General features: G+C 74.7%; 21 protein-coding genes. 10 read left to right on the forward strand and 11 right to left on the reverse strand.

The annotated features are described in order from the left end of the window. The first annotated feature begins 72 nt into the window (after positions 1-72). On the forward strand, positions 73-495 hold the full coding sequence (locus GC089_RS15945) for a VOC family protein (RefSeq protein ID WP_155378461.1): 423 nt from the start codon (positions 73-75) through the stop codon (positions 493-495). Between the two features lie 57 nt (positions 496-552). Here GC089_RS15945 and GC089_RS15950 read toward each other — a convergent pair whose 3' ends face one another. The 4 genes from GC089_RS15950 to GC089_RS15965 form a co-directional block, all read right to left on the reverse strand. Further along, positions 553-2,451 carry a glycoside hydrolase family 127 protein gene (locus tag GC089_RS15950; protein WP_155378462.1) on the reverse strand — a complete coding sequence of 633 codons (1,899 nt, stop codon included), beginning with the start codon at positions 2,449-2,451 and terminating at the stop codon, positions 553-555. After that, complete coding sequence (locus GC089_RS15955; protein ID WP_155378463.1) at positions 2,448-3,269, reverse strand: carbohydrate ABC transporter permease; 822 nt, start codon at positions 3,267-3,269, stop codon at positions 2,448-2,450. Before GC089_RS15955 ends, GC089_RS15950 begins: the two co-directional genes overlap by 4 nt. A 9-nt stretch (positions 3,270-3,278) precedes the next feature. Then, positions 3,279-4,229, reverse strand: a complete 951-nt coding sequence (locus GC089_RS15960; protein WP_155378464.1) for a carbohydrate ABC transporter permease — start codon at positions 4,227-4,229, stop codon at positions 3,279-3,281. A gap of 100 nt (positions 4,230-4,329) precedes the next feature. Then, positions 4,330-5,649, reverse strand: coding sequence for an ABC transporter substrate-binding protein (locus GC089_RS15965; protein ID WP_155378465.1), 1,320 nt, complete (start codon positions 5,647-5,649; stop codon positions 4,330-4,332). A 237-nt stretch (positions 5,650-5,886) separates the two neighbouring features. Between GC089_RS15965 and GC089_RS15970 the strand changes: the two genes are divergently transcribed. Continuing rightward, positions 5,887-6,918: a LacI family DNA-binding transcriptional regulator gene (locus GC089_RS15970; protein ID WP_155378466.1), complete on the forward strand. Its 1,032-nt coding sequence runs from the start codon at positions 5,887-5,889 to the stop codon at positions 6,916-6,918. A 55-nt stretch (positions 6,919-6,973) separates the two neighbouring features. On the opposite strand, the gene topA is transcribed toward GC089_RS15970, so the two are convergent. The 4 genes from topA to GC089_RS15990 form a co-directional block, all read right to left on the reverse strand. Then, positions 6,974-9,712, reverse strand: coding sequence for a type I DNA topoisomerase (topA, locus tag GC089_RS15975; protein ID WP_155378467.1), 2,739 nt, complete (start codon positions 9,710-9,712; stop codon positions 6,974-6,976). Positions 9,713-9,792: 80 nt separating this feature from the next. Further along, positions 9,793-10,767, reverse strand: a complete 975-nt coding sequence (locus tag GC089_RS15980; RefSeq protein ID WP_155378468.1) for a phosphatase PAP2 family protein — start codon at positions 10,765-10,767, stop codon at positions 9,793-9,795. 139 nt (positions 10,768-10,906) lie between these two features. Further along, entirely contained in the window at positions 10,907-11,584 is a 678-nt protein-coding gene (locus tag GC089_RS15985; RefSeq protein WP_155378469.1) for a histidine phosphatase family protein, read from the reverse strand. Between the two features lie 46 nt (positions 11,585-11,630). Beyond that, a complete protein-coding gene (locus tag GC089_RS15990; protein ID WP_155378470.1) occupies positions 11,631-12,200 on the reverse strand; it encodes a hypothetical protein in 570 nt (189 codons plus the stop codon). 374 nt (positions 12,201-12,574) lie between these two features. Here GC089_RS15990 and radA point away from each other — a divergent pair, with 374 nt between their 5' ends. Both radA and disA read left to right on the forward strand, forming a co-directional pair. Further along, entirely contained in the window at positions 12,575-14,017 is a 1,443-nt protein-coding gene (gene radA, locus GC089_RS15995; RefSeq protein ID WP_155378471.1) for a DNA repair protein RadA, read from the forward strand. 44 nt (positions 14,018-14,061) lie between these two features. After that, the gene (disA, locus tag GC089_RS16000; protein ID WP_155378472.1) at positions 14,062-15,138 is read left to right on the forward strand and encodes a DNA integrity scanning diadenylate cyclase DisA; all 1,077 of its coding nucleotides are present in this window, start codon (positions 14,062-14,064) and stop codon (positions 15,136-15,138) included. Between the two features lie 27 nt (positions 15,139-15,165). Here disA and GC089_RS16005 read toward each other — a convergent pair whose 3' ends face one another. After that, a complete protein-coding gene (locus GC089_RS16005) occupies positions 15,166-15,714 on the reverse strand; it encodes a hypothetical protein (protein WP_155378473.1) in 549 nt (182 codons plus the stop codon). Positions 15,715-15,958: 244 nt separating this feature from the next. Here GC089_RS16005 and GC089_RS16010 point away from each other — a divergent pair, with 244 nt between their 5' ends. Continuing rightward, positions 15,959-16,873, forward strand: coding sequence for an A/G-specific adenine glycosylase (locus GC089_RS16010; protein WP_230684884.1), 915 nt, complete (start codon positions 15,959-15,961; stop codon positions 16,871-16,873). 6 nt (positions 16,874-16,879) lie between these two features. Here GC089_RS16010 and GC089_RS16015 read toward each other — a convergent pair whose 3' ends face one another. Continuing rightward, positions 16,880-17,407, reverse strand: a complete 528-nt coding sequence (locus tag GC089_RS16015; protein WP_155378475.1) for an amino-acid N-acetyltransferase — start codon at positions 17,405-17,407, stop codon at positions 16,880-16,882. Between the two features lie 9 nt (positions 17,408-17,416). Next, complete coding sequence (locus GC089_RS16020) at positions 17,417-18,409, reverse strand: sugar-binding transcriptional regulator (RefSeq protein ID WP_155378476.1); 993 nt, start codon at positions 18,407-18,409, stop codon at positions 17,417-17,419. Positions 18,410-18,593: 184 nt separating this feature from the next. Here GC089_RS16020 and GC089_RS16025 point away from each other — a divergent pair, with 184 nt between their 5' ends. The 5 genes from GC089_RS16025 to GC089_RS16045 all read left to right on the forward strand — a co-directional run bounded on the left by GC089_RS16025 (position 18,594) and on the right by GC089_RS16045 (position 24,084). Further along, positions 18,594-20,405 (forward strand): glycerol-3-phosphate dehydrogenase/oxidase, encoded by a 1,812-nt coding sequence (locus GC089_RS16025; RefSeq protein ID WP_155378477.1) that lies wholly within the window; start codon positions 18,594-18,596, stop codon positions 20,403-20,405. Between the two features lie 177 nt (positions 20,406-20,582). After that, positions 20,583-21,308 carry an MIP/aquaporin family protein gene (locus GC089_RS16030; protein ID WP_155379288.1) on the forward strand — a complete coding sequence of 242 codons (726 nt, stop codon included), beginning with the start codon at positions 20,583-20,585 and terminating at the stop codon, positions 21,306-21,308. A gap of 51 nt (positions 21,309-21,359) precedes the next feature. Further along, positions 21,360-22,880: a glycerol kinase GlpK gene (glpK, locus tag GC089_RS16035; protein WP_155378478.1), complete on the forward strand. Its 1,521-nt coding sequence runs from the start codon at positions 21,360-21,362 to the stop codon at positions 22,878-22,880. Positions 22,881-23,469: 589 nt separating this feature from the next. After that, positions 23,470-23,745, forward strand: a complete 276-nt coding sequence (locus GC089_RS16040) for a DUF1778 domain-containing protein (protein WP_155378479.1) — start codon at positions 23,470-23,472, stop codon at positions 23,743-23,745. 156 nt (positions 23,746-23,901) lie between these two features. Next, positions 23,902-24,084: an Rv0909 family putative TA system antitoxin gene (locus tag GC089_RS16045; RefSeq protein WP_155378480.1), complete on the forward strand. Its 183-nt coding sequence runs from the start codon at positions 23,902-23,904 to the stop codon at positions 24,082-24,084. Positions 24,085-24,125: the final 41 nt, after the last annotated feature.

Raw genomic sequence — 24,125 nt, forward strand, 5'->3', positions numbered from 1 at the left:
AACTGGCACCGATCGTCCCTACGGTCGCACCGACCCCGACGGCCACGGCCGTCCGACCCCGAGGAGACACCCATGTCCGTCACCACGACCACGCACCTGAACTTCCGCGGCGACGCCCGCGCCGCCCTCGCGCTGTACGCGGAGGTGTTCGGCGGGGACGTCACCGTCGTCACGTACGCCGACGCGCACGCGGTGCAGGACCCCGCCGAGGCCGACCACGTGATGTGGGGGCAGGTCGTCTCGCCGGACGGCTTCCACGTCATGGCGTACGACGTGCCGGGCCGGCTGCCCTACGAGCGCGGCACCAACGCCTTCTTCGTGTCCGTCCGTGGCGACGACGCGGACGAGGTCACGCGCTACTGGCACGCACTCGCGGAGGGGGCGACGGTCGTGCAGGACCCCGCACCGGCGGGCTGGGCGCCGCTGTACGGGATGCTCGTCGACCGCTTCGGCGTGACGTGGGTGCTCGACGTCGCGGTCACCCACGGGGGCTGAGCGCGACGACGGCCGCGCACCCCGGACCCCCGGTGCGCGCGGCCGTCGTGCGCCGCCTCAGGTCGTCGGCAGCCAGACCCGCATCGTGCTCGGCCCCCGGTTCGCCCAGTCGTGGTACGGGGTGAGCACGAGGTCGAGCGGCTCGTCGGCGGGTGCCGGCGACGCGTCGTCGTACGGCCACGGCCGCTCGACGACGGCGACCCGGGCACCGCGCGCGACCGCACCGGGTCCGGCGGGCTCGACGGGCGCCGTGGGGTCGATCCGTACCTCGTCGACCTGCAGGCCCTCGGGCAGGTCGGTCGACTCGACGCAGAGCACGACGGGTCCGCGCTCCACCGCGACCGTGCCGCGCACGGCGTCGACGCGGTCGTCGGCGGCGACGACCCGCGGCCCGACCGGCAGCGTCAGACGCACCTCGTCACCGGCGGCGAAGGTCCGTCGCACCCGGGCGACCGGCCCGTCCACCCGCGTCCCGTCGAGCGTCGCCGCCCCCACGGCCCACGCCGGCACGCGCAGCGCGATCTCGGCCTCGCCCTCCGGCGCCGTCGTCACGCGCACGACGACGTCCCCCTCGACGGGGTAGCCGGTGGCCACCTCCACCCCGATCCGCCGCCCGTCGCCGAGCGCGGTGTCGATGGTGCACGGCGCGTACTGGTGGACCTGCAGCCCGTCGTCGCTCACCGTCGCGACGTACGCGCCGAGGGTGGCGAACGTGCGCGCCACGTTGGTCGGGCAGCACGACACCTCGAACCACGGCGCCCGCAGCCGTGACAGGGCCCGCGCGCTCACCTCGTCGGGGTCCGCCGCCTCGCCCGCCACGCGCTTGTGCAGCGGGTTCGTGTAGAAGAACGCGCGCCCGTCGGCGGCGGGCGACGTCGCGACGACGTTGTAGAGCGTGCGCTCGACGACGTCGCCCCACGCGAGGTCGCCGGTGGCGAGCGCGAGCCGCCACGCGACCATGACGGACGCGACGCCCGCGCAGGTCTCGCTGTACGCGCGGTCGGGCGGCAGCTCGAAGTCCTCGCCGAACGCCTCGTCCTGGTGGTGCGAGCCCATGCCGCCGGTCACGTAGGTCCGCCGCGCGAGCGTGCGCTCGTACTGGCGCACCACGGCCGCGAACAGCTCGTCGTCCCCCGTCTCCACGGCCACGTCCAGCGCCCCGGCGGCCAGGTACAGCGCGCGCACGGCGTGGCCCCGCAGCACGGTGGCCTCCCGCACCGGGACGTCGTCCTGGTAGTACTCGCGCCCGAACTCGATGTCCGGCAGGGTGCCGCGCCCGCGCCGCTCGACGAACAGCCGCGCCTGGTCGAGGTAGCGCCGCTCCCCCGTCGCGCGCGCCAGCTCGACGAGCGCGACCTCGATCTCCGGGTGCCCGCACACGCCGTCGCGGCCGTCGGGCCCGAACTCGGCGCACACGTGGTCGGCCGCGCGCCGGGCGACCGCCACGAGCTCGTCGTCGTGGCCGGTGCGCAGCCGGGCGACGGCGGCCTGGATCAGGTGCCCCACGCAGTACAGCTCGTGGCCCCACGCGAGGTCCGAGTACCGCGGCGGCTGCCCCGGTCGGCCGAAGTGGGTGTTGAGGTACCCGTCCGGCTCCTGCACCTGCGCGATGAGCGCGGTCAGCTCGGCGATGCGCGCCTCCAGCGCGGGGTCGCCGGTGCGGCCGACCTCCCACGCCATCGCCTCGATCATCTTGTACACGTCGGAGTCGGCGAACTCGCGGCCCGTGCGGTGCTCGAGCGTCCCGTCGAGCGCGCGCTGGAAGTTGCCCACCCAGCCGACGCGCGTCTCCCAGTGGTCGCAGTGCGGGATCGACGCCGTGCCGTTGACGTGCTGGCGCTCGCCCCAGAACCCGCCGGTGATCCGGACCTCGTCGAGGCCCAGGGGCCGCAGCGCACCGGTCGACGGGGCCACCGGGGCGATCGGTGCCGTCTGACGTCCCACCATGGTGCTCATCCCTTCAGGGCCCCGGACATGAAGCCGTTGACGTAGTGCCGTTGCAGTGCGAGGAACAGCACGACGCACGGGATCGTCAGGACGACGACCCCCGCCTGCGTCGCGCCGTAGTCGATGACGCCCATGACCTGCTGGCGCAGGTTCACCAGGGCGAGCGGCAGGGGCTGGTCGTCCCCGCCGACGAGGAACAGCGGGACCATGAAGTCGTTCCACGCGGCGAGGAACGCGAACAGGCCCACGGTGATGAGGCCGGGCTTGACGGCGAACAGCAGGATCCGGCGCAGCGCGGTGAACGTGCCGCACCCGTCGACGAGCGCGGCCTCCTCGATCTCCTTCGGGACGGCCTCGAACGAGATGCGCATCATGAACATCGCGAACGGCAGCTGGAACACCGCGAGGACGATGCCGACGCCCACCAGCGAGTTCCCCAGCCCGAGCTGCTTGAGCCAGATCATCAGCGGGATCAGCAGCGTCGCGTACGGGACCATGAGGATCGACAGCGTCAGCAGGAACAGCGCGTCCTTCCCGGGGAACCGGAACCGCGCGAACGCGTAGCCGCCGAGCGTCGAGACGACGATCGTCAGGACGACCGCGACCGCGGAGATGACGAGCGAGTTGGCGAGGTAGTGCGGCAGGCCGGCCTGGTAGGTGGCGAGCGTCGCGTAGTTGCCGAACCCGAAGCCGTCGACCTGCGCGGACCCGGGCTGCGGGGACACCGAGCTGATCGCGGTCCAGATCAGCGGGTAGAGGAACAGGACGGCGAGGCCGCCCGTGAGGACGTAGAACGGCGTGCGCGAGAGCGCGCGGAACGACTGCACGGTGCCCCCTCAGTCCGCCGACGAGCCGCGCAGGGCCCGCAGCTGGACGACGTTGACGGCGACGAGGGCCAGCAGCACGACCACCGACAGCGCGGCGGCCATGCCGAGGTCGCGCTTCGACTCGAACGCGAGGTTGTAGACCAGCTGGACGAGGGTCATCGTCGACCCGTCCGGCCCGCCCTTCGTCAGGATGTAGAACTGGTCGAACGCCAGCAGCGAGCCCGTGACGCACATGATCGTCGACAGGGCGAGCGACGGCCGCAGCAGCGGGACCGTGATGCGCGTGAACACCTGGAACGGCTTCGCGCCGTCCATGCGCGCGGCCTCGTAGACCTCGTGCGGGATGCCCTGCAGGCCCACGAGCAGCAGCAGCATGTAGAAGCCGGCGAACCGCCAGACGACCAGCAGCACCGTCCCCCACAGGGCGCCGTCGGCGCTGCCGAGCACCGACACCTGCCCCTCGGCGAACCCGAGCCGGTCCAGCAGCCCGGACACCGGCCCGACCTGGGGTGAGTACAGCGCGTAGAACAGCAGCGACGCCGACGCCAGGCCGAGTGCGGTCGGCAGCAGGAACGCCGTGCGCAGCAGGCCGCGCCAGCGCGTGGACTCCTGCACGAGCATCGCGAGGCCGAGGCCGAGCGCGATGAGCAGGAGCGTGGCGATCACCGTGTACTTCAGCGTGAAGCCCACGGCCGGCCAGAACATGCGGTGCTCGAGCACCGCGGTGAAGTTCTCCGGGAAGTTCGTGCCCTGGTTGCCGCCCAGCAGGTTCCAGTCGGAGCCGGACATGAGCAGCACGAGGCCGATCGGCACGACGAAGAAGACGAGGACGAGCGCGGCCGTGGGGCTCGCGTACGCCCAGCCGGCGAGCGCCCGGCGGTCGCGGCGACGGCGCTGCGGCCCGGGACCGGGCGCCGCCGTGGCGGACGACCCCGGGCGGGGTGTGGCGAGGGTGGTCATGGGGTCTCCTGCGGGCCGGGCCCGGGCGGGGCGCCGCGTCGTCACGGCGCCCCGCCGGGGCGTCGCCGGGCGTGGTCCTGCTGCGCGGTGCTGCGCCGCGCTACTGCGCGAGGATCTCGGTGATGGCCGCGTTGTCCTCGGCCACGGAGTCGGAGCCCTCGAAGACGGCGTTCCGGAAGAGCGTCACCCACGGGCTGCCCGAGGCGTTGAACGCCTCGGCGAAGTACGGGGCGACGGGGGTGCGACCTTCCTCGACGACCTTGTTCATCGTCAGGGCGATCGGGTCGGCGGACGCGTACTCGTTCTCGAGCAGCGAGATGCGGCCCGGCACGTCACCGGCCTTGGCGATCACCTCGAGCTGGGTCTCGTCGGACAGCATCCACGCGAGGAAGTTCCACGCCTGGGCGACGTTCTCCGAGTCCTTCGAGATGCCCATCGCGTCGCCGCCGAGGAACGTCGACTGCCCGCCGTCCACGCCCGGGATCGGCGTGACGCCGACGTCGATGCCCGCCTCGATCGCGGCCGCCACGGCCGTGTTCGGGTACTGCATGACGCCGACCTCGCCGTTGCTGAACGGCGCCGTCCAGGTCGCACCGGTCTCCTCGCGCGAGCCCGCACCGATCGCACCGGCCTCCTGCAGGCGGGCGTAGGTGGCGTAGACCTCCTGCGCGGCGTCGCCCGCCATGAGCGACTCGGTGCCGTCCTCGGACAGCACCTCCTCGCCGGACGCCCAGACGAACGGGAACCACGTGAACACGCCGCAGCCGCCGCAGTTGCCGCCGAAGTACGTCCCGGAGACGCCGGGCCTGCCCAGCGCCGCGACGGCCTTCGCGTGCTCCTCGAACTCGGCGAGCGTCGTCGGGCCCTGCTCGGGGTCGAGCCCGGCCTCCGCGTACAGCGCCTTGTTCCACACCATGACGGACAGGTCGATGACGAACGGGACGGTGTGCTGCGCGCCGTCGGAGCTGGTGCCCGCGTCGACGTGGCCCTGGGAGATGTCGTCGGCGAACTCGAGACCCTCGATGTTCTCGCTGATGTCCGTGAACAGGCCGTTCTCGACCCAGTACGGCAGGCGGACCACGTCCCCGGCGAGCAGGTCGGGCAGCTCGTCGTTCGTCGCCGCGCCGCCGACCTTCCCCTCCATGTCGTCGTTGGGGACGATCTCGAGCTGGACCTGGTTCTCGTGGCTCGCGTTGTACGCCTCGACGAGCTGACGGGCCTGCCGCTCGAGCGGGGCGCGCGTCCACATCGTGAGGGTGGTGCCGTCGTCGACGCCCTCGGGCCCGACCTCCTCGGCGGCGGCACCGCCACCGCCGTCGTCCGACCCCGAGCAGGCGGCCAGGCCGGTGACGGCCAGGCCGGCGGCCAGCAGGACGGCCGCACCGCGGCTCGCCCGCGACCGGGACAGGCGCTGCTTCATCTTCAGACTCCCTCGGACTTCGTCGTTGAAGTGGTGTCCGTGCCGTGCCGGAGCACGCCGACGGTTCTGCCCGCACCGCCGGAGGTCGCCGTTCCTGCATCGGAAGGAAACCCTTTTCGGGACGGTAGACCTGCGTCGATGCACGCGTCAAGGACTGCTGGTGCGCAACCTTTCCGGCTACGATCACGATGCGGTCACGGGCAGGGCGGCCCGGACGAGGGCGCGAGGATGGTGCACATGCAGGCGACGCCAGGGACCACCGGTCGGCGCGCGACCACGCTCGCCGACGTGGCGAAGCTCGCCGGCGTCTCCATCGGGACCGCCTCCAAGGCGCTCAACGGCCGGCAGCAGGTCCGCGCCGAGACGCGCGAGCGCGTCCTGTCCGCCGCCGAGCAGCTGAACTTCTCGCCCAACGTGCTGGCCCGCCACCTGCTGAGCGGACGCTCCGGCACGGTCGGCCTCGTCACGCACGACCTCGAGGGCCGGTTCTCCATCCCGACGCTCATGGGCGCCGAGGACGCGGCGGGCACCGGCAAGATGTCCGTGATGCTCACCGACGCCCGCGGCGACGCGCTGCGCGAGCAGTACCACGTGCAGGCCCTGCTGGGCCGGCGGGTCGACGGCCTCATCGTCGTGGGCGCACGCCCCGACCCGCGGCCGTCCCTCGGGACGCTGCCCGTCCCCGTCGTCTACGCGTACGCGCCGTCCCAGGACCCGCGGGACATGTCGATCGTCAGCGACAACGTCGGCGGCGGACGGCTCGCGGCGGAGCACCTCGTCGCGTGCGGGCGCGAGCGCATCGCCGTCGTGACGGGCGACCCGACCTACGGCGCCGCGCGCGACCGCGTCGCCGGCGTGACGGCCGTGCTGACGTCCGCCGGGCTGCAGCTCGTCGGCGGGCAGGCGCTGTACGGCACCTGGAGCGAGGAGTGGGGCCGCACCGCCGCCGCGCTGCTGCTCGCGCAGCACCCCGACCTCGACGCCATCGCGTGCGGCAGCGACCAGATCGCCCGCGGCGTGCTCGACGCGCTGCGCGAGTCCGGCCGGCGCGTCCCGGAGGACGTCGCGGTCACGGGCCACGACAACTGGGAGGTCCTCGCGCTCAACGCCCGGCCCCCGCTGACCAGCGTCGACCTGAACCTCGAGGAGCTGGGACGACGCGCGGCCGCGCGGCTGTTCGCGGCGATCGAGGGCGAGCCGGCCAGCGGCGTCGACCAGGTGGACTGCCGGCTGGTCCCCCGCGGCTCGACCGGTCCGCGCGCGTCCTGACCGGCCGCGAGGCCGCGGCCACGAGGGCCGCGGCCGCCGCACCGGGCGTCGGGCGTCAGCCCTTCGCCGCCGCCTTCTTCCGGGTGGTCGTCGTCTTGCGCGCCGCGCCCCGCTTCTTCGCCGGCCCCGCCGCCCGCTTCTCCGCGAGCAGCTCGACGGCCTGCTCGGGCGTGATCGACTCGGGCGTCACGTCCTTGGGCAGCGTGCGGTTCGTCTCGCCGTCCGTGACGTACGCGCCGAAGCGGCCGTCCTTCACGACGATCGGCTTGCCGCTCGTCGGGTCGGTGCCGAGCTCGCGCAGCGGGGGCGTCGCCGTCTGGCCGCGGCCGCGCTTGGGCTGCGCGTAGATCGCGAGCGCCTCCTCGAGCGTGACCGTGAAGAGCTGCTCCTCCGACGCGAGCGTCCGCGAGTCCGTGCCCTTCTTCAGGTACGGCCCGTAGCGGCCGTTCTGCGCGGTGATCTCGGCGCCCGACTCCGGGTCGACGCCGACCACGCGCGGCAGCGACATCAGCTTCAGCGCGTCCTCGAGCGTCACCGTGGCCAGCGACATCGACTTGAACAGCGACGCCGTCCGCGGCTTCGGCTGCGCCGCGAGCGCCTTCTTGCGGGCGGCCGCCGACAGGTTCGGGTCGAGCTCGGGCTCGGGCAGCACCTCGGTGACGTACGGGCCGTAGCGGCCGTTGCGCGCGACGATCTGCGTGCCGGTCGACGGGTCCGTGCCCAGCACCTTGTCACCGTCGGGCTGCGTCTCCAGCAGCTCGCGCGCCTTCGCCGGCGTGAGCTCGTCGGGTGCGAGGTCGTCGGGGACGGACGCGCGCCGCGGCTCGTCGTCCGGCCCCTCGCCCGGCACCTCGAGGTAGGGGCCGTAGCGGCCCACGCGCAGGACGACGCCGTCGCCGATGTCGATGGAGTTGACGTCGCGCGCGTCGATGTCGCCGAGGTTCTCGAGGATGCCGCGCAGGCCGCCGCGCTCCGGGGAGTCGGAGCGGTCGCCGAAGTAGAACTCCGTCAGCCAGTCGACGCGGTCCTTCTGCCCGGCGGCGATCGCGTCGAGGTCCTCCTCCATCTCGGCCGTGAACGAGTAGTCCACGAGCCGGTCGAAGTTCTCCTCAAGCAGGCGCGTGACCGCGAACGCGAGCCACGACGGCACGAGCGCCTGGCCGCGGTTCGTCACGTACCCGCGGTCCTGGATCACGCCGATCGTCGCGGCGTACGTCGACGGGCGGCCGATGCCGCGCTCCTCGAGCGCCTTGACCAGCGACGCCTCGGTGTAGCGCGGCGGCGGGGACGTGCGGTGCCCGTCGGCGGCGAGGTCGCTCGCCGTCAGCGGGTCACCCTCCGCCATGCGCGGCAGGCGGGCGTCCTTCTCGGAGCGCGCGCCGTCCTCGGACGCCTCGGCCTCGTCGTAGCGGCCGACGTCGCGGCCCTCCTCGTACGCGGCGAGGAACCCGCGGAACGTGATGACGGTGCCGGACGCGGAGAACACGGTCTCGACCGGCTCGGCACCCGCGGGCGTCGCCGTCGCGGCCAGGCGCACCGACGCCGTCTGACCGCGCGCGTCCGCCATCTGCGAGGCGACCGTGCGCTTCCAGATCAGCTCGTACAGCCGGAACTGGTCACCGGAGAGCTCGCGCGCCACCTGCGCGGGGGTGCGGAAGTGGTCGCCGGCAGGACGGATGGCCTCGTGCGCCTCCTGCGCGCCCTTCGCCTTGGAGGCGTACACGCGCGGCGCGTCCGGCACGTACTCGGCGCCGTACAGCTCGGCGGCCTGCCGGCGCGCGGCGTCCACCGCCTGCGTCGACAGCGTCGGCGAGTCCGTCCGCATGTAGGTGATGTAGCCGTTCTCGTACAGCGACTGCGCCGTGCGCATCGCCTGCCGCGAGCTCATCCGCAGCTTGCGGGACGCCTCCTGCTGGAGCGTCGACGTCGTGAACGGGGCGGCCGGGCGGCGCGTGTACGGCTTGGTCTCGAGCGAGCGGACCGTGAAGTCCGCGTCGGCGAGCCCGGCGACGAGCGCGTGCGCCCGCTCCTCGTCGAGGGCGACCGCGTCCCGCGTGCGCAGCTGCCCCCGGTCGTCGAAGTCGCGCCCGCTGGCCACGCGCTGCCCGCCGACACCCGTCAGGCGCGCGCTGAACCGCGGCTCGCCGGCGTCCTGCACGGCGAACGTCCCGACGACGTCCCAGTAGTCGGCGGCGACGAACGCCATGCGCTCGCGCTCGCGCTCCACCACGAGCCGGGTCGCGACGGACTGCACGCGCCCGGCCGACAGCCCCTGGCGGACCTTGCGCCACAGCACCGGGCTGACCTCGTACCCGTACAGCCGGTCGAGGATGCGCCGCGTCTCCTGCGCGTCGACGAGCCGCTCGTCGAGCTCGCGCGTGTTCTGCAGGGCCCGCGTGATCGCCTCGCGCGTGATCTCGTGGAAGACCATCCGCTTGACCGGCACCTTGGGCTTGAGCTCCGCGAGCAGGTGCCAGGCGATGGCCTCCCCCTCGCGGTCCTCGTCGGTGGCGAGGTAGAGCTCGTCGGACTCCTTGAGGAGCTTCTTGAGCTCGGCGACCTTCTTCTTCTTGTCCGCGTCGACGACGTAGTACGGCTGGAACCCGTGCTCGACGTCGACCGCGAACTTCCCGTACGGGCCCTTCTTCATCTCCGCCGGCAGCTCCGACGGCTGCGGCAGGTCCCGGATGTGGCCGACGGACGCCTCGACGTCGTAGCCCTCGCCGAGGTACCCGGCGATGGTGCGCGCCTTCGCGGGTGACTCGACGATGACGAGCTTGCGCCCTGCTGACATCTGACCGGCCTTCCGTGCCGTACGGGTGGGGCGAGAGGGGTGGAGGGGGTGGGTTACCCGGGGGACTCTACGTCCCCGCGTCAAGCGCGTGCGGCGGCCGTCTCGTCCCGCGACCCCGCGGCGTGCCGCAGGACGAGCATGGCCGCGAAGGCCAGGCAGGACGCCGCGACGACGGCCGAGACGCCCCCGGCGTAGGCGGCCAGCTCGCCGCGTCCCGTCGGCACGTCCCCGCGCACCGCCCACGTCCGCGCGAGCAGCATCGCGGCGAACGCGCCGGTGCCGACGCCCGCCACGAGGAGCGCGACGATCGTCGCACGCGTGCGCCGCCACCAGCGGTCGCCGCCCGCCACGCGTGCCAGCGCCGCCGTGGTCGTCGAGGGCGCGGGGGTGAGCGCCATGGCACCGCACACGACCGCGACCCACGCGAGCACGACGAACGCCGCGGCGACGACGTCCGACGGGCGGTGCCACTGCCCGACGAGCGTCGAGACGCCCGTCGCCGCCGTGTAGCCCGCGCCGACGACCGCGGCCGCGGGACGCGCGCGCGGCGGCACGACCAGCAGCAGCGCCGCGGACACCGACGCCGCGACCGTCGTGTGGCCGCTCGGCAGGGTGTTGCCGTAGTCCGCGCCGACCCCGAGGTCGGGGCGGTCGAGCAGGCGCTTGACGGCCTGGGTCGTGAGGTTCGCGCCGCCGACGAGCACGGCGACCTGCACGGCCAGCGACCAGCGGCGGCGGACGACGGCGATGAGCACGGCCGCCAGCAGGACGCCCGCGACGAACCCGACGGAGACGACGTCGAGCACCGGCTCGGCCACGGTCCACAGCCGGCCCTGCCCGAACCGGGCGCCGTCGAGCGCGGCGTCCTCGACCCGCTGCCCCGCCCACGTGGCGACGAACAGCCGCCACAGGCCGCCGACGGCGAGTGCGGAGACCAGCGCGACGGCGACCGCCCACGCGACCACGACGGCGCGCGCGCGGCGGCGGCCGGACGGGGCGGGACCCGCGGCGGGCGCCGCAGCCCGGACGGGCGGGACGGACGGGCGCTCGTGCACGACGCACACCGTAGGACACCGGCGCGTCCGTCCGGGCGACGAGGGGCACGGTCCGCCGCCCCCGCTCAGCCTCCTCACAGGGCCAGCGCACCACCGGCACAGCGCGCCGGTACGGCGGACGCGTCCCGCGCGCCGCCCGTCAGCGCGGCGACGGGCCCCGCAGCGCCGCCGGCGGCACGGTGTCCGCCGCGGCGCCGTCGTCGGCGAGGTCGTCGACGCCGCCGAGGGCACGCGTGTGCCACTCCTCCAGCCGCCAGCGGCCGGGCGCCCCGACGAGCGTGACCGCACCCGTGTTGGACAGCTCCCGCGTCGCGGCCCCCTCCGGGCCCACGTCCGCGCAGCGGGCCGCCACCCACGCGCGGATCATCGCGCCGTGGCTGACGACGACCGCGGTGCGGGCGGCCGCCGCGACCTCCTCGACCACCGCGTCGAAGCGGGCGAGCGCGCGCGTGCCGTCCTCACCGCCGGGCACGCACGCGGCGAGGTCGCCCGTGCCCCAGCGCAGGACGGCCTCGAGGTAGGCCATGACGGACGCGTGGTCCGACGCCATCTCCAGCGTCCCCGCGGACACCTCGCGCAGACCGGCGCGCACCTGCACGTCGAGGCCGAGCGCGGCCGCGAGCGGGGCCGCCGTCTGCTGCGTGCGCACGAGGGTGGACGCGTACACCGCGTCGACACCCCGGCCCGCCAGCACGGGCACGAGCGCGTCCGCCTGCCGCCGCCCGAGCGGGGTCAGGTCGGCGCCGGGCTCGGCCGTGTCGAGGTGGTGACCGACGTTCGACGACGTCTGCCCGTGCCGGACGAGGAGGAGGCGCACCCGCCCATCCTGCCCCGCGTCCCCGCGGGAGCCCGGTGGGACGGCGTCAGAGCGGGAAGGCCGCGTACGCGTCGGCGACGTCCTCGACCGGGGCCGTGAGCCGCAGCACCGCCGTGCCGTTCTGCCACACGGCGACGCCGGTGCCGTCCCCGGCGTCGACCACCGTGTAGGTGCCGACGACCGCGCCGCCGGCCTGGACCTCGCCCGACGCGGGCAGGGCGGGCGCGTCGTCCGCCGTGGCGGACGGGCTCGTGGACGGACTCGCTGCGGGGCTCGCTGCCGGGCTCGGCGCCGCCGCCGGCAGCGTCGCGACCAGGGACGCGGCGTACGCGGCCGCCTCCTCCGGCGTCTCGAACTGCGCCGCGCGGACCGTCAGCGTCGCGGCGCCGCCGTCGGTGAACGTCTCCGTCCACGCCTCGAGCGCGCCCGCGGCGACCGGCTCGGGGTCCTCCTCGGAGGTGGCGAGCGCGTACTGCAGCACGGAGGCGGGCAGCGCGGTGGCGAAGGCCGTCGTGGCGGCACGGGCGGCGGGTGCGACCGTGGGGGTCGGGGACGGCAGGACGACCGTGGTCGCGGTCGCGGCGGGCGACTGCGCGCCGCCGCGCGAGAGGAGCACGCCGGTCACCACGCCGGCGACGACGAGGACGGCCGCGCCGACCGCGACGGGCAGGAGCCACGCGGGGCGGCGGGACGCGGTCTGCGGAGCGGGCGCCGGGGCGTCGCTCCCCGCGGCGCCGCCGGCCGGACCGGGAGCGCCGGCGTGAGCGGGTCCGCCGGCCGGACGGGGTCCGCCGGCCGGGCCCGACGGCTGCCCGGCGGGGCCTGGCGCGGCGCCCACGCCGGTCCGCTCGTCGGCTCCCAGGGGCCGCTCGGTCCCGGTCGTCCGGTGTCGCTCATCGGGCGGGCTCCCCCTCGTGTCGCTGTCCGGCGGCCGCCGGACCCCGGGCAGCCTACCGAGCGGTGTCGGTGGTCCCCCGTAGCGTGCGTCCCGTGAGCCCCACGACGACCCGGCGCGCCGACCGCGGCGCCGACGCCCGCCCCGCCTTCCGCTGCTCCGAGTGCGGGTGGGGCGCGTCCAAGTGGGTCGGGCGCTGCGGCGAGTGCCAGGCGTGGGGCACGGTCGCGGAGGACGTCGGCCCCGGCGGCGGCGCGCCCCGCACGGTCGCGGTCTCGCCCGCGCGCAACCCCGCGCGCCCCATCCACGAGATCGACGTGGAGGCGGCCACGGCGCGACCGACCGGCGTGGCCGAGCTGGACCGCGTCCTCGGCGGCGGCCTGGTGCCCGGCGCGGTCGTGCTGCTCGCCGGGGAGCCGGGCGTGGGCAAGTCGACCCTGCTGCTCGACGTGGCGGCGCGCACGGCGCGCGCGGGCCGGCGGGTCCTGTACGTCACGGGTGAGGAGTCGGCCGCGCAGGTGCGCCTGCGCGCGGGCCGGATCCGTGCGCTCGACCCCCACCTGCTGCTCGCGGACGAGACGGACCTGGCGACCGTGCTGGGGCACGTCGAGCAGGTCGACCCCGAGCTCCTGGTGCTCGACTCGGTGCAGACGGTGGCCTCGGCCCAGGTCGAGGGGACCGCGGGCGGCGTCGCCCAGGTCCGCGAGGTGACCGGTGCGCTCATCGCGGCCGCCAAGTCCCGCGGCATGCCCGTGGTGCTGGTCGGGCACGTGACGAAGGACGGGTCCGTGGCCGGGCCGCGCACGCTCGAGCACCTCGTGGACGTCGTGTGCCAGTTCGAGGGCGACCGGCACGCGCGGCTGCGGCTGCTGCGGGCCACCAAGAACCGCTTCGGGCCGAGCGACGAGGTGGGCTGCTTCGACCTGTCCGAGCACGGGATCGTGGGGCTCGCGGACCCCTCGGGCCTGTTCACGTCCCGGCTCGCCAGCGACGTGCCGGGCACGTGCCTGACCGTCACGCTCGAGGGCCGGCGACCGCTGGCGGCGGAGGTGCAGGCCCTTGTCGCGCCGAGCGTCGTGCCGAACCCGCGGCGCACGACGAGCGGCGTGGACGGCAGCCGGCTGGCCATGGTGCTCGCCGTGCTGCAGCGGCGCCTCGGCGCGCGGCTCGCCGACCAGGACGTGTACCTGTCGACCGTGGGCGGCGCGCGCGTCGTCGAGCCGGCCGCCGACCTCGCGCTCGCGCTCGCCGCCGTCAGCGCCCGCGAGAACGTGCCGGTGCACCCCGGCCTCGTCGCGGTGGGCGAGGTCGGGCTCGCCGGGGAGATCCGCCCGGTGTCCGGCGTGGGGCGCCGGCTCGCTGAGGCGGCCCGGCTCGGCTGCGCTCGCGCGGTGGTCCCGCTCGGCACGCTGGGCGAGGTCGCGGTCCCCGACGGGCTGCGCGTGCTCGAGGTCGCGGACCTCGCCGCCGCCGTCCTCGCGGGCCTGGCGCCCACCGACGGGGACCGGTCCGCAGACCGGTCCGACGACGACGCGTGACGACGGTCTCGGTCATCACGTCACGCCCCCGATACGATTCCGCCGTGCCGCACCAGACCCCGCAGGAGGACCTGCTCCGGTCCACCCTCGCCGCCGTCGCCCCCGGCTCGGAGCTGCGCGACGGCCTCGAGCGCATCCTGCGTGGCCGGACCGGCGCGCTGATCGTCCTCGGCATGGACGAGACCGTCGAGCAGCTGTGCTCCGGCGGCTTCGTGCTCGACGTCGAGTTCTCCGCCACGCGCCTGCGCGAGCTGGCCAAGATGGACGGCGCCGTGGTCATCGACCCCGTGCGCGGGCGCATCGTCCGCGCCGCCGTGCAGCTGCTGCCCGACCCCGGCATCGAGACGAGCGAGTCGGGCACCCGGCACCGCACGGCCGAGCGGGTCGCCAAGCAGACCGGTCTGCCCGTGATCTCGGTCTCCGCCTCGATGCACATCATCGCGCTGTGGGTCGGCAGCTCCCGGCACGTGCTGGAGGACTCGACGGCGATCCTCTCGCGCGCGAACCAGGCGCTCGCGACGCTCGAGCGCTACAAGGCCCGCCTCGACGAGGTCAGCGGCACCCTCTCGGCGCTGGAGATCGAGGACCTCGTCACGGTGCGCGACGTGTCCGCGGTCGTGCAGCGGCTCGAGATGGTCCGGCGCATCGCCGACGAGATCGCCGGCTACGTCGTCGAGCTCGGCAGCGACGGCCGCCTGCTCACCCTCCAGCTCGACGAGCTCGTCGGCGGCGTCGGCACCGAGCGCGAGCTCGTCATCCGCGACTACGTGGACACGGGTCGCCGCTCGGTGGAGTCCGTGCTCGACGAGCTCGCGCAGCTCGGCTCGACCGAGCTCATCGACATCGCGGCGATCGGCCGCGTGCTGGGCCTGCCCGGCGGCGGTGAGGCGCTCGACGCGGCCGTCGGGCCGCGCGGTCACCGCCTGCTGTCGAAGGTGCCCCGCCTGCCCGCACCGGTGGTGGACCGGCTGGTCGCGCACTTCGGCGGCCTGCAGAAGCTGCTCGCGGCGACGATCGAGGACCTCATGGCCGTCGACGGGGTCGGCGAGCAGCGCGCCCGCTCGATCCGCGAGGGCCTGTCGCGGCTCGCGGAGTCGAGCATCCTCGAGCGCTACGTCTGACCGACCACCGCGGGCGTGCCCCGGGGGTCAGCCGAGGCCGAACACCGCCGCGGCCGACGTCGCCCCGCCGACCGCGACCGTGGCGGAGTACGTGCCCTCCCCCGGCTCGGGCAGGCCGCCCGGGCAGCCCTCGGCGGACCGCACGCGCGGCCAGGTGAGCACCCGCTCGTCCACCTGACCACCGGCGAGCAGCAGCGTCAGCGGCTCCACCTCGGCAGGCAGGCAGTCCCGGCTCGACCAGATCCGGTCCGACCCCGACGTCACGAGCACCTCGCGGCTCGCGTCGTCGGCGTCGACGAGGCACGGCTCGTCGCCGGCGTTGGTGATGCTGACGGTGAACGTCGGCTCGACGTCCTCGGGGAAGGTCTCCGCGCCCGGCGTGATGGCGACGCCGAGCTGCGCCGGGGTGCACGGGGCCACACCGCCCTCGGGCTCCTGCTCGCCGGCGGGCTCCTCGGCGGCGGGCTCGTCCGCGGCGGGCTCCTCGGCGGCTCCGCCGGCCGCCGCACCGGCCGGGGCGCCGACGGGGACGTCGCGGCCGTGGGGGCCCCGTCGCCGCCGCGCCCGGCGAGCCACACGACGAGCAGCACGACGAGCAGCAGCGGCAGCCCCAGCACGACGAACCGCCGCACCCAGTACACGCGGGCGGGCAGGCGCTGCGGGACGTGCCGGTCGCTCATGGTTCCTCCGGTGGGCAGGTCGCCGCGGGTCGCCGCGGTGCGTCGTCCACCGTACGAGCCGCGGCCGTGCCGGGCCGCACGACGCGCCCACGCCCGGGCGGCGTGTCGGCGACGTCGGCGGCGTGCCGCACCATGGGCGCGTGCACGCGCCCGACGCCCCCGCCCCCGACGCGCTGCGGGCCCCCGTGCTCGCGTGGTTCGACGCGCACGCGCGGGACCTGCCGTGGCGCTCGGCGGACCGCACGCCGTGGGGCGTGCTCGTCAGCGAGGTGATGCTGCAGCAGACGCCGGTCGCGCGGGTGGAGCCTGCGTGGCGCGCGTGGATGGCGCGCTGGCCCGGCCCCGCGGACCTGGCGGCCGCCCCCACGGGGGACGTGCTGCGGGCGTGGGACCGGCTCGGCTACCCCCGCCGTGCGCTGCGCCTGCAGGAGTGCGCGCGAGCGGTCGTCGAGCGGCACGGCGGCGACCTGCCCGCCGACGAGGCCCAGCTGCGGGCGCTGCCCGGCGTCGGCGCGTACACGGCCGCGGCCGTGCTGGCGTTCGCGTTCGGGCGGCGGTCCGTGGTGCTCGACACGAACGTCCGCCGCGTGCTGGCGCGCACGGTCGCCGGCGAGGCGCTGCCCGCACCCGCGCAGACCGTGGCCGAGACACGGCTGGCGGCGTCCTACGTGCCGGACGACGACGCGACCGCCGCCCGCTGGGCCGCCGCGTCGATGGAGCTCGGCGCGCTCGTCTGCACCGCCCGCAGCCCGCGCTGCGACGCGTGCCCGGTGCGCGAGCTGTGCCGGTGGGTGGCCGCGGGACGTCCCGGCGACGTGCACGCGCACCGCCGCCGCACGCAGCCGTTCACCGGCACGGACCGGCAGGTGCGCGGGCGCGTCATGGCGCTGCTGCGCGAGGCCCTCGGCCCGGTGCCCGCGAGCGCGGTGGACGCGGTGTGGCCGGACGCGGCGCAGCTCGTCCGCTGCGTCGACGCGCTCGTCGCGGACGGCCTGGTGGTGCGGGTCCCGGCGGCCTCGGTCGACGACGCGCCGACGTACCGCCTGCCGCACTGACGCGTCTCAGCCGGCGGCGTCCTCCCCCGCGAGGTCGAGCAGCATGCGCGTGTTGCCGAGCGTGTTCGGCTTGACCCGGGCGAGGTCGAGGAACTCGGCGACGCCGTCGTCGTGCGAGCGCAGCAGCTCGGCGTACACCTCCTGCGCCACGGGCGTCCCGTCGATGGCCCGGAACCCGTGCCGGCGGAAGAAGTCGACCTCGAACGTCAGGCAGAAGACGCGGCGCAGCCCGAGCCCGCGCGCGCGGTCCACGAGCGTGTCGAGCAGGGCGTGGCCGACCGCGCGGCCGCGCCACCGCTCGTCCACCGCGAGCGTGCGGATCTCCGCGAGGTCCTCCCACATCACGTGCAGCGCACCGCACCCGACGACCTCGTCGCCGGCCTGCGCGACGACGAACTCCTGCACCGACTCGTAGTAGCCGACCCACTCCTTGGCCAGCAGGATCCGCTGCGCGGCGTAGGGCTCGACCAGGGCGCGGATCGCCCGGACGTCCGCGGGCAGGGCCGGCCGCACGACGACCTGGGGAGCGCTCACGTCCCCAACCTAGACAGTCCGGCGGCGCCGGTCCGCGCGGTGTCCGCCGGCGGCGGCGTCGACGAGGGCGGTCGCGGTGAGCTCGTCGACGACGAGGTCCGTGACGACCTCGGCCCGCAGCGCCGCGAGCAGCGGCGCAACCTTGTTGTCGCCGGCGACGACGCAGACCCGCCGGGGGATGCGCTGCAGCTCGTCGGGGCTGGGGCCGGTCGCACGTTCGTTCAGGGAGACGTCCTGCCAGGAGCCGTCGGCGCGCAGGAACACGGTGCAGACGTCGCCGACGACGCCCTCGTCGTGCAGGAGCCGCACGTCGGCGTCGTCGAGGTACCCCGCGGAGTACACGTGGGACGGCACGGCGCCCGCGACCGCGCCGGCGGAGAACACGGCGATGTCCGCACGTCGTTGCATGTCGAGCACGCGGCGCACCGACCGCTCGCGCCACATGGCGGCCTTGGTGTCGGGGTAGTCGAAGAACGCGGGCACGGAGAAGTGGTGCACGGCGGCACCGAAGGCGGAGCCGAAGGAGGAGATGAGGTCGCTCGCGTACTCCACGCCGGACGTGCGCATGTTCGCCGCCCCGTTGAGCTGCACGACCGCGGACCCGCGCGTGGGCTTGGGCGCGAGGTAGCGCGAGACCGCGGCGATCGTCGTCCCCCAGGCGACGCCCATGACCATGTCGGAGTCGAACCACGAGGCGAGCAGGCGCGCGGCGGTCATCGCGACCTGGTCGAGGCGCTCGACGGTGCCGGCGGAGTCAGGCACGGGGACGACGTACGTCTCGATGCCGAACGTCGACGCGATCGACCGGCCGAGGCCGGGTGCACGGGTGCTCGCGGGACGCAGCGTGATCTCGACGAGCCCGGTCTCGCGGGCCCGCTTGATGAGCCGCGAGACGGTCGAGCGCGACGTGCCGAGGTGCCGCGCGATGACCTCCATCTTGAGGTCCTGCAGGTAGTACATCGACGCTGCGCGCAGCACGTCCTGCTCCCGCTCCACGTACATCCAGCACCGCCCCCTGCGTGCGTCATGCGCGGGTCAACCGCTGCACGTTCGTGCAGTCCGGTTGCGCGTCCGTTCTGGACGTGATGACCATAGCCGCGACGAATCCGGCGAGCGAGGGGGCCGCTCGCGAGGGAGCCGACGAACGACCACGACGCCGCGCGACGGCTCCGGGGAGGACCCGCACATGAGAACCGCACCCCTGACGGTGCAGGCACGGCAGGACGCCCTCGAGGCGCTGCGGCGCACCTCGGAGCGCGACAGCGAGCTCGACGTGCTGGTGGTCGGCGGTGGTGTGACGGGTGCGGGCATCGCGCTCGACGCGGTCACACGCGGCCTGTCCACCGGCGTCGTGGAGGCCCAGGACTGGGCCAGCGGCACCTCCAGCCGCTCGAGCAAGCTCGTCCACGGCGGGCTGCGCTACCTGCAGATGCTCGACTTCCACCTCGTGCGCGAGGCGCTGACCGAGCGCGACCTGCTCATCACGCGCCTGGCCCCGCACCTCGTGAAGCCCGTGAGCTTCCTGTACCCGCTGGAGAACCGGGTCTGGGAGCGCGCGTACGTGGGCGCGGGCGTCGCGCTGTACGACACGCTCGCGTCCGTCTCCGGCGGGCGCCGCGCCATGCCGATCCACCGGCACCTGACCCGCAAGGGCATGGAGCGCCTGTTCCCCGACCTGCGGCACGACGCCGCCGTGGGCGCGGTCCGGTACTGGGACGCGAGCGTCGACGACGCGCGGCTGGTCGAGACGCTGGTCCGCACGGCCGTCTCGTACGGGGCGCACGCCGCCTCGCGCACCCAGCTCGTGCGCCTGCACACCACCAGCGGCGGCGCGGTCACGGGTGCCGAGCTGGTCGACCTGGAGACGGGCGAGCACCTCGACGTCCGCGCGCGCAACGTCATCAACGCCACCGGCGTGTGGACGGAGAAGACGGAGGCCCTCGCCGAGACCGAGGGCGGGCTGCGCGTGCTCGCGTCGAAGGGCATCCACATCGTGGTGCCGCGCTCGCGCATCGAGGGCAACACGGGGCTGATCCTGCAGACCGAGAAGTCGGTCCTGTTCATCATCCCGTGGTCCCGCTACTGGGTGATCGGCACGACGGACACCCCGTACGAGCAGGACCTCGTGCACCCCGTCGCGACGAGCGCCGACATCGACTACGTCATCGAGCACGCGAACCAGGTGCTGGCACGGCCGATCTCGCGCGAGGACGTCATCGGCACGTGGGCCGGCCTGCGTCCCCTGCTGCAGCCGGGGACGAAGGAGGGCACCTCGTCGGCGAAGGTGTCGCGCGAGCACACCGTCGCCTCCCCCACCCCCGGCCTGACGGTCATCGCCGGCGGCAAGCTCACCACCTACCGGGTCATGGCGAAGGACGCCGTCGACTTCGCGATCGGCTCGCGCGCCACGACGCTGCCGTCGATCACGGACGACGTGCCGCTCGTCGGCGCGGAGGGGCTGCGCGTCGTGCAGCGCCAGGCCCGCGCGATCGCGGCGCGCTACGGCTGGGACCGCCCGCGCATGGACCACCTGCTGCACCGGTACGGGTCCCTGATCCACGAGCTCACGGACATGATCGACGAGCGTCCCGAGCTGGCGGAGCCGCTGCGCAACGCCCCCGCGTACATCGGGGCGGAGGTCCTGTACGCGGTCACGCACGAGGGTGCGCTGCACCTCGACGACGTCCTCATGCACCGCACGCGGCTCAACTACGAGCAGGCGGACAAGGGCGTCGGCGCGCTGGAGGAGATCGCGGACCTCATCGGTCCCGTCCTCGGCTGGGACGACGCGACGCGCGAGCGCGAGATCGCGGCGTACCGCGCGCGTGCGGAGGCGGAGGACGCCGCCGCCGCCGAGCCGGACGACGAGTCCGCCGAGCGCGCACGGCTCGCCGCGCAGGACATCACGCCGCTCCTGCCGATCGGGGGCGAGGTCGACCCGGGCACGAAGCCGGGCTCCCCCTCCGGACGGGGCACCGCCGCGCCGTACGGCACCTGACGTCCGGCCCGCCGGGGACCGGGCAGCACCCGGTCCCCGGCGGGTCGGCACCGCACCACCTTCGTCACCCGCGGCACCGCCGCACGCAGGGGGCCCGGGGCACGCCGCAGGGCGTGACCCGCACGCGACAACGACGTCACAGAGAGAGGTCTGCCAGTGGAGACAGTCGAGTACACGATGGCGGAGGCGTTCGTCTCCGAGATCATCGGGACGGGGATGCTCCTCCTGCTCGGTGCCGGTGTGGTCGCGAACGTGATCCTGCCGCGCACGAAGGGCTTCGGCGGGGGCTGGCTGCTGATCAACTTCGGGTGGGGCCTCGCGGTGTTCGCGGGCGTCTTCGCCGCGTTCAAGTCGGGCGCGCACCTGAACCCCGCGGTGACCGCCGGCCTGTGGACCAGCGGGGCGGAGGAGTTCGCGCCGGGGGTCGAGGCGAACGCGGGGAACGCGCTGCTGTACGTCGTGGCCCAGCTGATCGGTGCGTTCCTCGGCGCCACCCTCGCCTTCCTCGCGTACAAGAAGCACTTCGACATGGACGCGGACCCGGCGGTGAAGCTGGGCGTGTTCTCCACCGGCCCCGAGCTGCGGTCGTACTCCTGGAACTTCGTCACCGAGGTCCTCGGCACGTTCGTGCTCGTGTTCATCGTCCTGGCGTTCGGCAGCACGCCGTCCGAGCTCGGCCCGCTGGCCGTCGCGCTCCTCGTGGTCGGCATCGGCGCCAGCCTCGGCGGCCCCACGGGCTACGCCATCAACCCGGCCCGTGACCTCGGCCCGCGCATCGCGCACGCCGTGCTGCCGATCCGCGGCAAGGGCAGCAGCGACTGGTCCTACGCGTGGGTGCCGGTCGCCGGCCCCCTGGTCGGCGGCGTCCTCGCCGGCCTGGTCGCGCAGGCCTACATCGGCTGACGCAGCCCGCCCACCGACTCCCCCGACGACGCCCCTCAGGAGGGACCCCGCATGTCCGAGCAGTACGTCATCGCCATCGACCAGGGCACGACGAGCACGCGCGCGATCGTCTTCGACCACTCCGGCCAGATCGTCTCCAGCGGCCAGAAGGAGCACGAGCAGATCTTCCCGAGGGCCGGGTGGGTCGAGCACGACGCGGCGGAGATCTGGACCAACACCCGCGAGGTCGTCGCCCTCGCGCTCACCCGCGCCAACCTCACCTACCGCGACATCGCCGCCGTCGGCATCACGAACCAGCGCGAGACCGCGGTCGTGTGGGACCGCGAGACCGGGCAGCCCGTCTACAACGCGATCGTCTGGCAGGACACCCGGACGCAGAAGATCTGCGACGAGCTGGCCGCGCTCGGCGGCGGTGCCGAGCGGTACAAGGACCGCGTCGGCCTGCCGCTGGCCACGTACTTCTCCGGCCCGAAGATCCGCTGGATCCTCGACAACGTCGAGGGCGCGCGGGAGAAGGCGGAGGCGGGCCGGCTCGCGTTCGGCAACACCGACGCGTGGCTGCTGTGGAACATGACGGGCGGCACCGACGGCGGCGTGCACGTCACGGACGTGACGAACGCGTCGCGGACGATGCTCATGAACGTCGACTCGCTCACCTGGAACGAGGAGATCGCCGCCGAGATGGGGATCCCCGTCTCGATGCTGCCGGAGATCCGCTCGTCGTCCGAGGTGTACGGGACCGGCCGCCAGGGCGGCATGGTGCCGGGCGTGCCGATCGCGGGCATCCTCGGCGACCAGCAGGCCGCGACGTTCGGCCAGGCGTGCTTCGACGTCGGCAACGCGAAGAACACGTACGGCACCGGCAACTTCATGCTCATCAACACCGGCACGCAGCCGGTGCCGAGCAAGAACGGCCTGCTCACCACGGTCGCGTACAAGATCGGCGACCGGGACGCGGTGTACGCGCTCGAGGGGTCGATCGCCGTGACGGGGTCGCTCGTGCAGTGGCTGCGCGACAACCTGGGCATCATCTCGTCGGCCCCGGAGATCGAGCGGCTCGCCTCGACGGTCGAGGACAACGGCGGCGCGTACTTCGTCCCCGCGTTCTCGGGCCTGTTCGCGCCGTACTGGCGCTCCGACGCCCGCGGCGCGCTGGTCGGCCTGACGCGGTACGTGAACAAGGGGCACATCGCCCGGGCGGCCCTGGAGGCGACGGCGTTCCAGACCCGCGAGGTGCTCGACGCCATGAACGCGGACTCCGGCGTCGACCTCACCGAGCTCAAGGTGGACGGCGGCATGGTCGCGAACGACGCGCTCATGCAGTTCCAGGCGGACATCCTCGGCGTGCCGGTGATCCGGCCGAAGGTCGCGGAGACGACCGCGCTCGGCGCCGCGTACGCGGCCGGCATCGCCGTGGGCTTCTGGTCCGGCGAGCAGGACGTCGTGGACAACTGGGCCGAGGACAAGCGGTGGGAGCCGTCGATGGACGCCGACGAGCGCGACCGTCAATACCGCCTGTGGAAGAAGGCGGTCACCCGCACGTTCGACTGGGTCGACGACGACGTGCGCTGAGGACGGGTGAGCGCGGCGTCGAGAGGGGACGCCGCGACCACCGGGTGGCGAGGGCCGGGTGCGGGGAGGCGCCCGGCCCTCGCCGTGCCCCGGCCGGTGCCCCTCGCACACCGAGGCTCCACACCGCTCCCGCCGGCCGAACGCGCACCGGCCCGGGGAGAAGACGTCTCCCGCGCGTGTACGCACGGGGTGCGCACAGGCGTACGCACGGCTGGCGGCGGGGGGCACACCACCGGTAGCAGCGCGCGCCCCATGGACGCGTCGGGGAGTCCGACGACACGCCCCTCGCCGCAGTCCGCAGGCCCTCGCCACCCGTGCGCACGCTCGTCCGCACGCCGTGCGCACACGCTCGGACGAGGTGCCCCACCCTCGCGGGCAGACGGCACGGGGCCCGTGTCGTGATCTCGGACTGCTCCGGAGCGCAGCGCGAGCACGGCGCCGGCACCACCCGGGGCGGCGGTCGCCGTGCTGGGGACGCAACGAGCCGCCTGGCGGGCTGGGGACGGGCGCGAGGCGGGCTGGGGACGGGCGCGAGGCGAGCTGGGGACGGGCGCCGACGGCGCACGGCGGCCGTCCGTACGGTGCGGGCATGAGCTGGGACGAGGTGTTCGGGCCGCGCACCGCCCGCCTGCACATGCGGTTGACCGAGGACGGCCTGGCGCTGCTGCGGCAGGCCGCACGGCTGCGGGAGCAGGACCTCACCTCGTTCGTGCTCGGGCCCGCGCTCGACGCGGCACGCGAGGTCGTGCGGCGCGACCAGCAGGCGCGGCTGCAGATGGCCACCATCGCCCGGGACCCCCTGCGGTACGTGCGCGACCCCCGGCTGCCGGAGGATCCCGGCCTCGCCGCCCTCGTCCTCGCCTAGGAGCAGGACCCCGAGGGGCTCGCGGCGCTCGACCGGGACGAGGGCTGACGTGCGCCCACCGGGGACGCCGACGCGGATGCCGGGTGCGGGTGCGGGCCCGGCGGGAGGACCGCAGCATGGAACGGCACCGACCGACGACCACGAGGGGTGACACGCATGGGCATCGACGACCTCAAGGGCAAGGCGTCCGACGCGATGCAGGGCGAGAAGGGCGAGCAGGCGAGCGACGCCGCGCTCGAGAAGGGCTCCGACGCCGCGTCGTCCGCCACCGGCGGCAAGCACGACGAGCAGATCGACAAGGCGCAGTCGGCCGCCGACAAGAAGGTCGGCGACCAGTGAGCCGGCCGGGCGGGGCCGGGCGTCACGTCCGCCCCGCCCGG

Source organism: Cellulomonas sp. JZ18 (assembly GCF_009720485.1).
Classification (GTDB): domain Bacteria; phylum Actinomycetota; class Actinomycetes; order Actinomycetales; family Cellulomonadaceae; genus Cellulomonas.

Coding starts and splice junctions, on each gene's coding strand:
- GC089_RS15945 (WP_155378461.1), top strand. CDS start 73: ATGTCCGTCACCACGACCACGCACCTGAACTTCCGCGGCGACGCCCGC.
- GC089_RS15950 (WP_155378462.1), bottom strand. CDS start 2,451: ATGAGCACCATGGTGGGACGTCAGACGGCACCGATCGCCCCGGTGGCC.
- GC089_RS15960 (WP_155378464.1), bottom strand. CDS start 4,229: ATGACCACCCTCGCCACACCCCGCCCGGGGTCGTCCGCCACGGCGGCG.
- GC089_RS15965 (WP_155378465.1), bottom strand. CDS start 5,649: ATGAAGCAGCGCCTGTCCCGGTCGCGGGCGAGCCGCGGTGCGGCCGTC.
- GC089_RS15970 (WP_155378466.1), top strand. CDS start 5,887: ATGCAGGCGACGCCAGGGACCACCGGTCGGCGCGCGACCACGCTCGCC.
- topA (WP_155378467.1), bottom strand. CDS start 9,712: ATGTCAGCAGGGCGCAAGCTCGTCATCGTCGAGTCACCCGCGAAGGCG.
- GC089_RS16020 (WP_155378476.1), bottom strand. CDS start 18,409: ATGTACGTGGAGCGGGAGCAGGACGTGCTGCGCGCAGCGTCGATGTAC.
- GC089_RS16025 (WP_155378477.1), top strand. CDS start 18,594: ATGAGAACCGCACCCCTGACGGTGCAGGCACGGCAGGACGCCCTCGAG.
- GC089_RS16030 (WP_155379288.1), top strand. CDS start 20,583: ATGGCGGAGGCGTTCGTCTCCGAGATCATCGGGACGGGGATGCTCCTC.
- glpK (WP_155378478.1), top strand. CDS start 21,360: ATGTCCGAGCAGTACGTCATCGCCATCGACCAGGGCACGACGAGCACG.
- GC089_RS16040 (WP_155378479.1), top strand. CDS start 23,470: ATGAGCTGGGACGAGGTGTTCGGGCCGCGCACCGCCCGCCTGCACATG.
- GC089_RS16045 (WP_155378480.1), top strand. CDS start 23,902: ATGGGCATCGACGACCTCAAGGGCAAGGCGTCCGACGCGATGCAGGGC.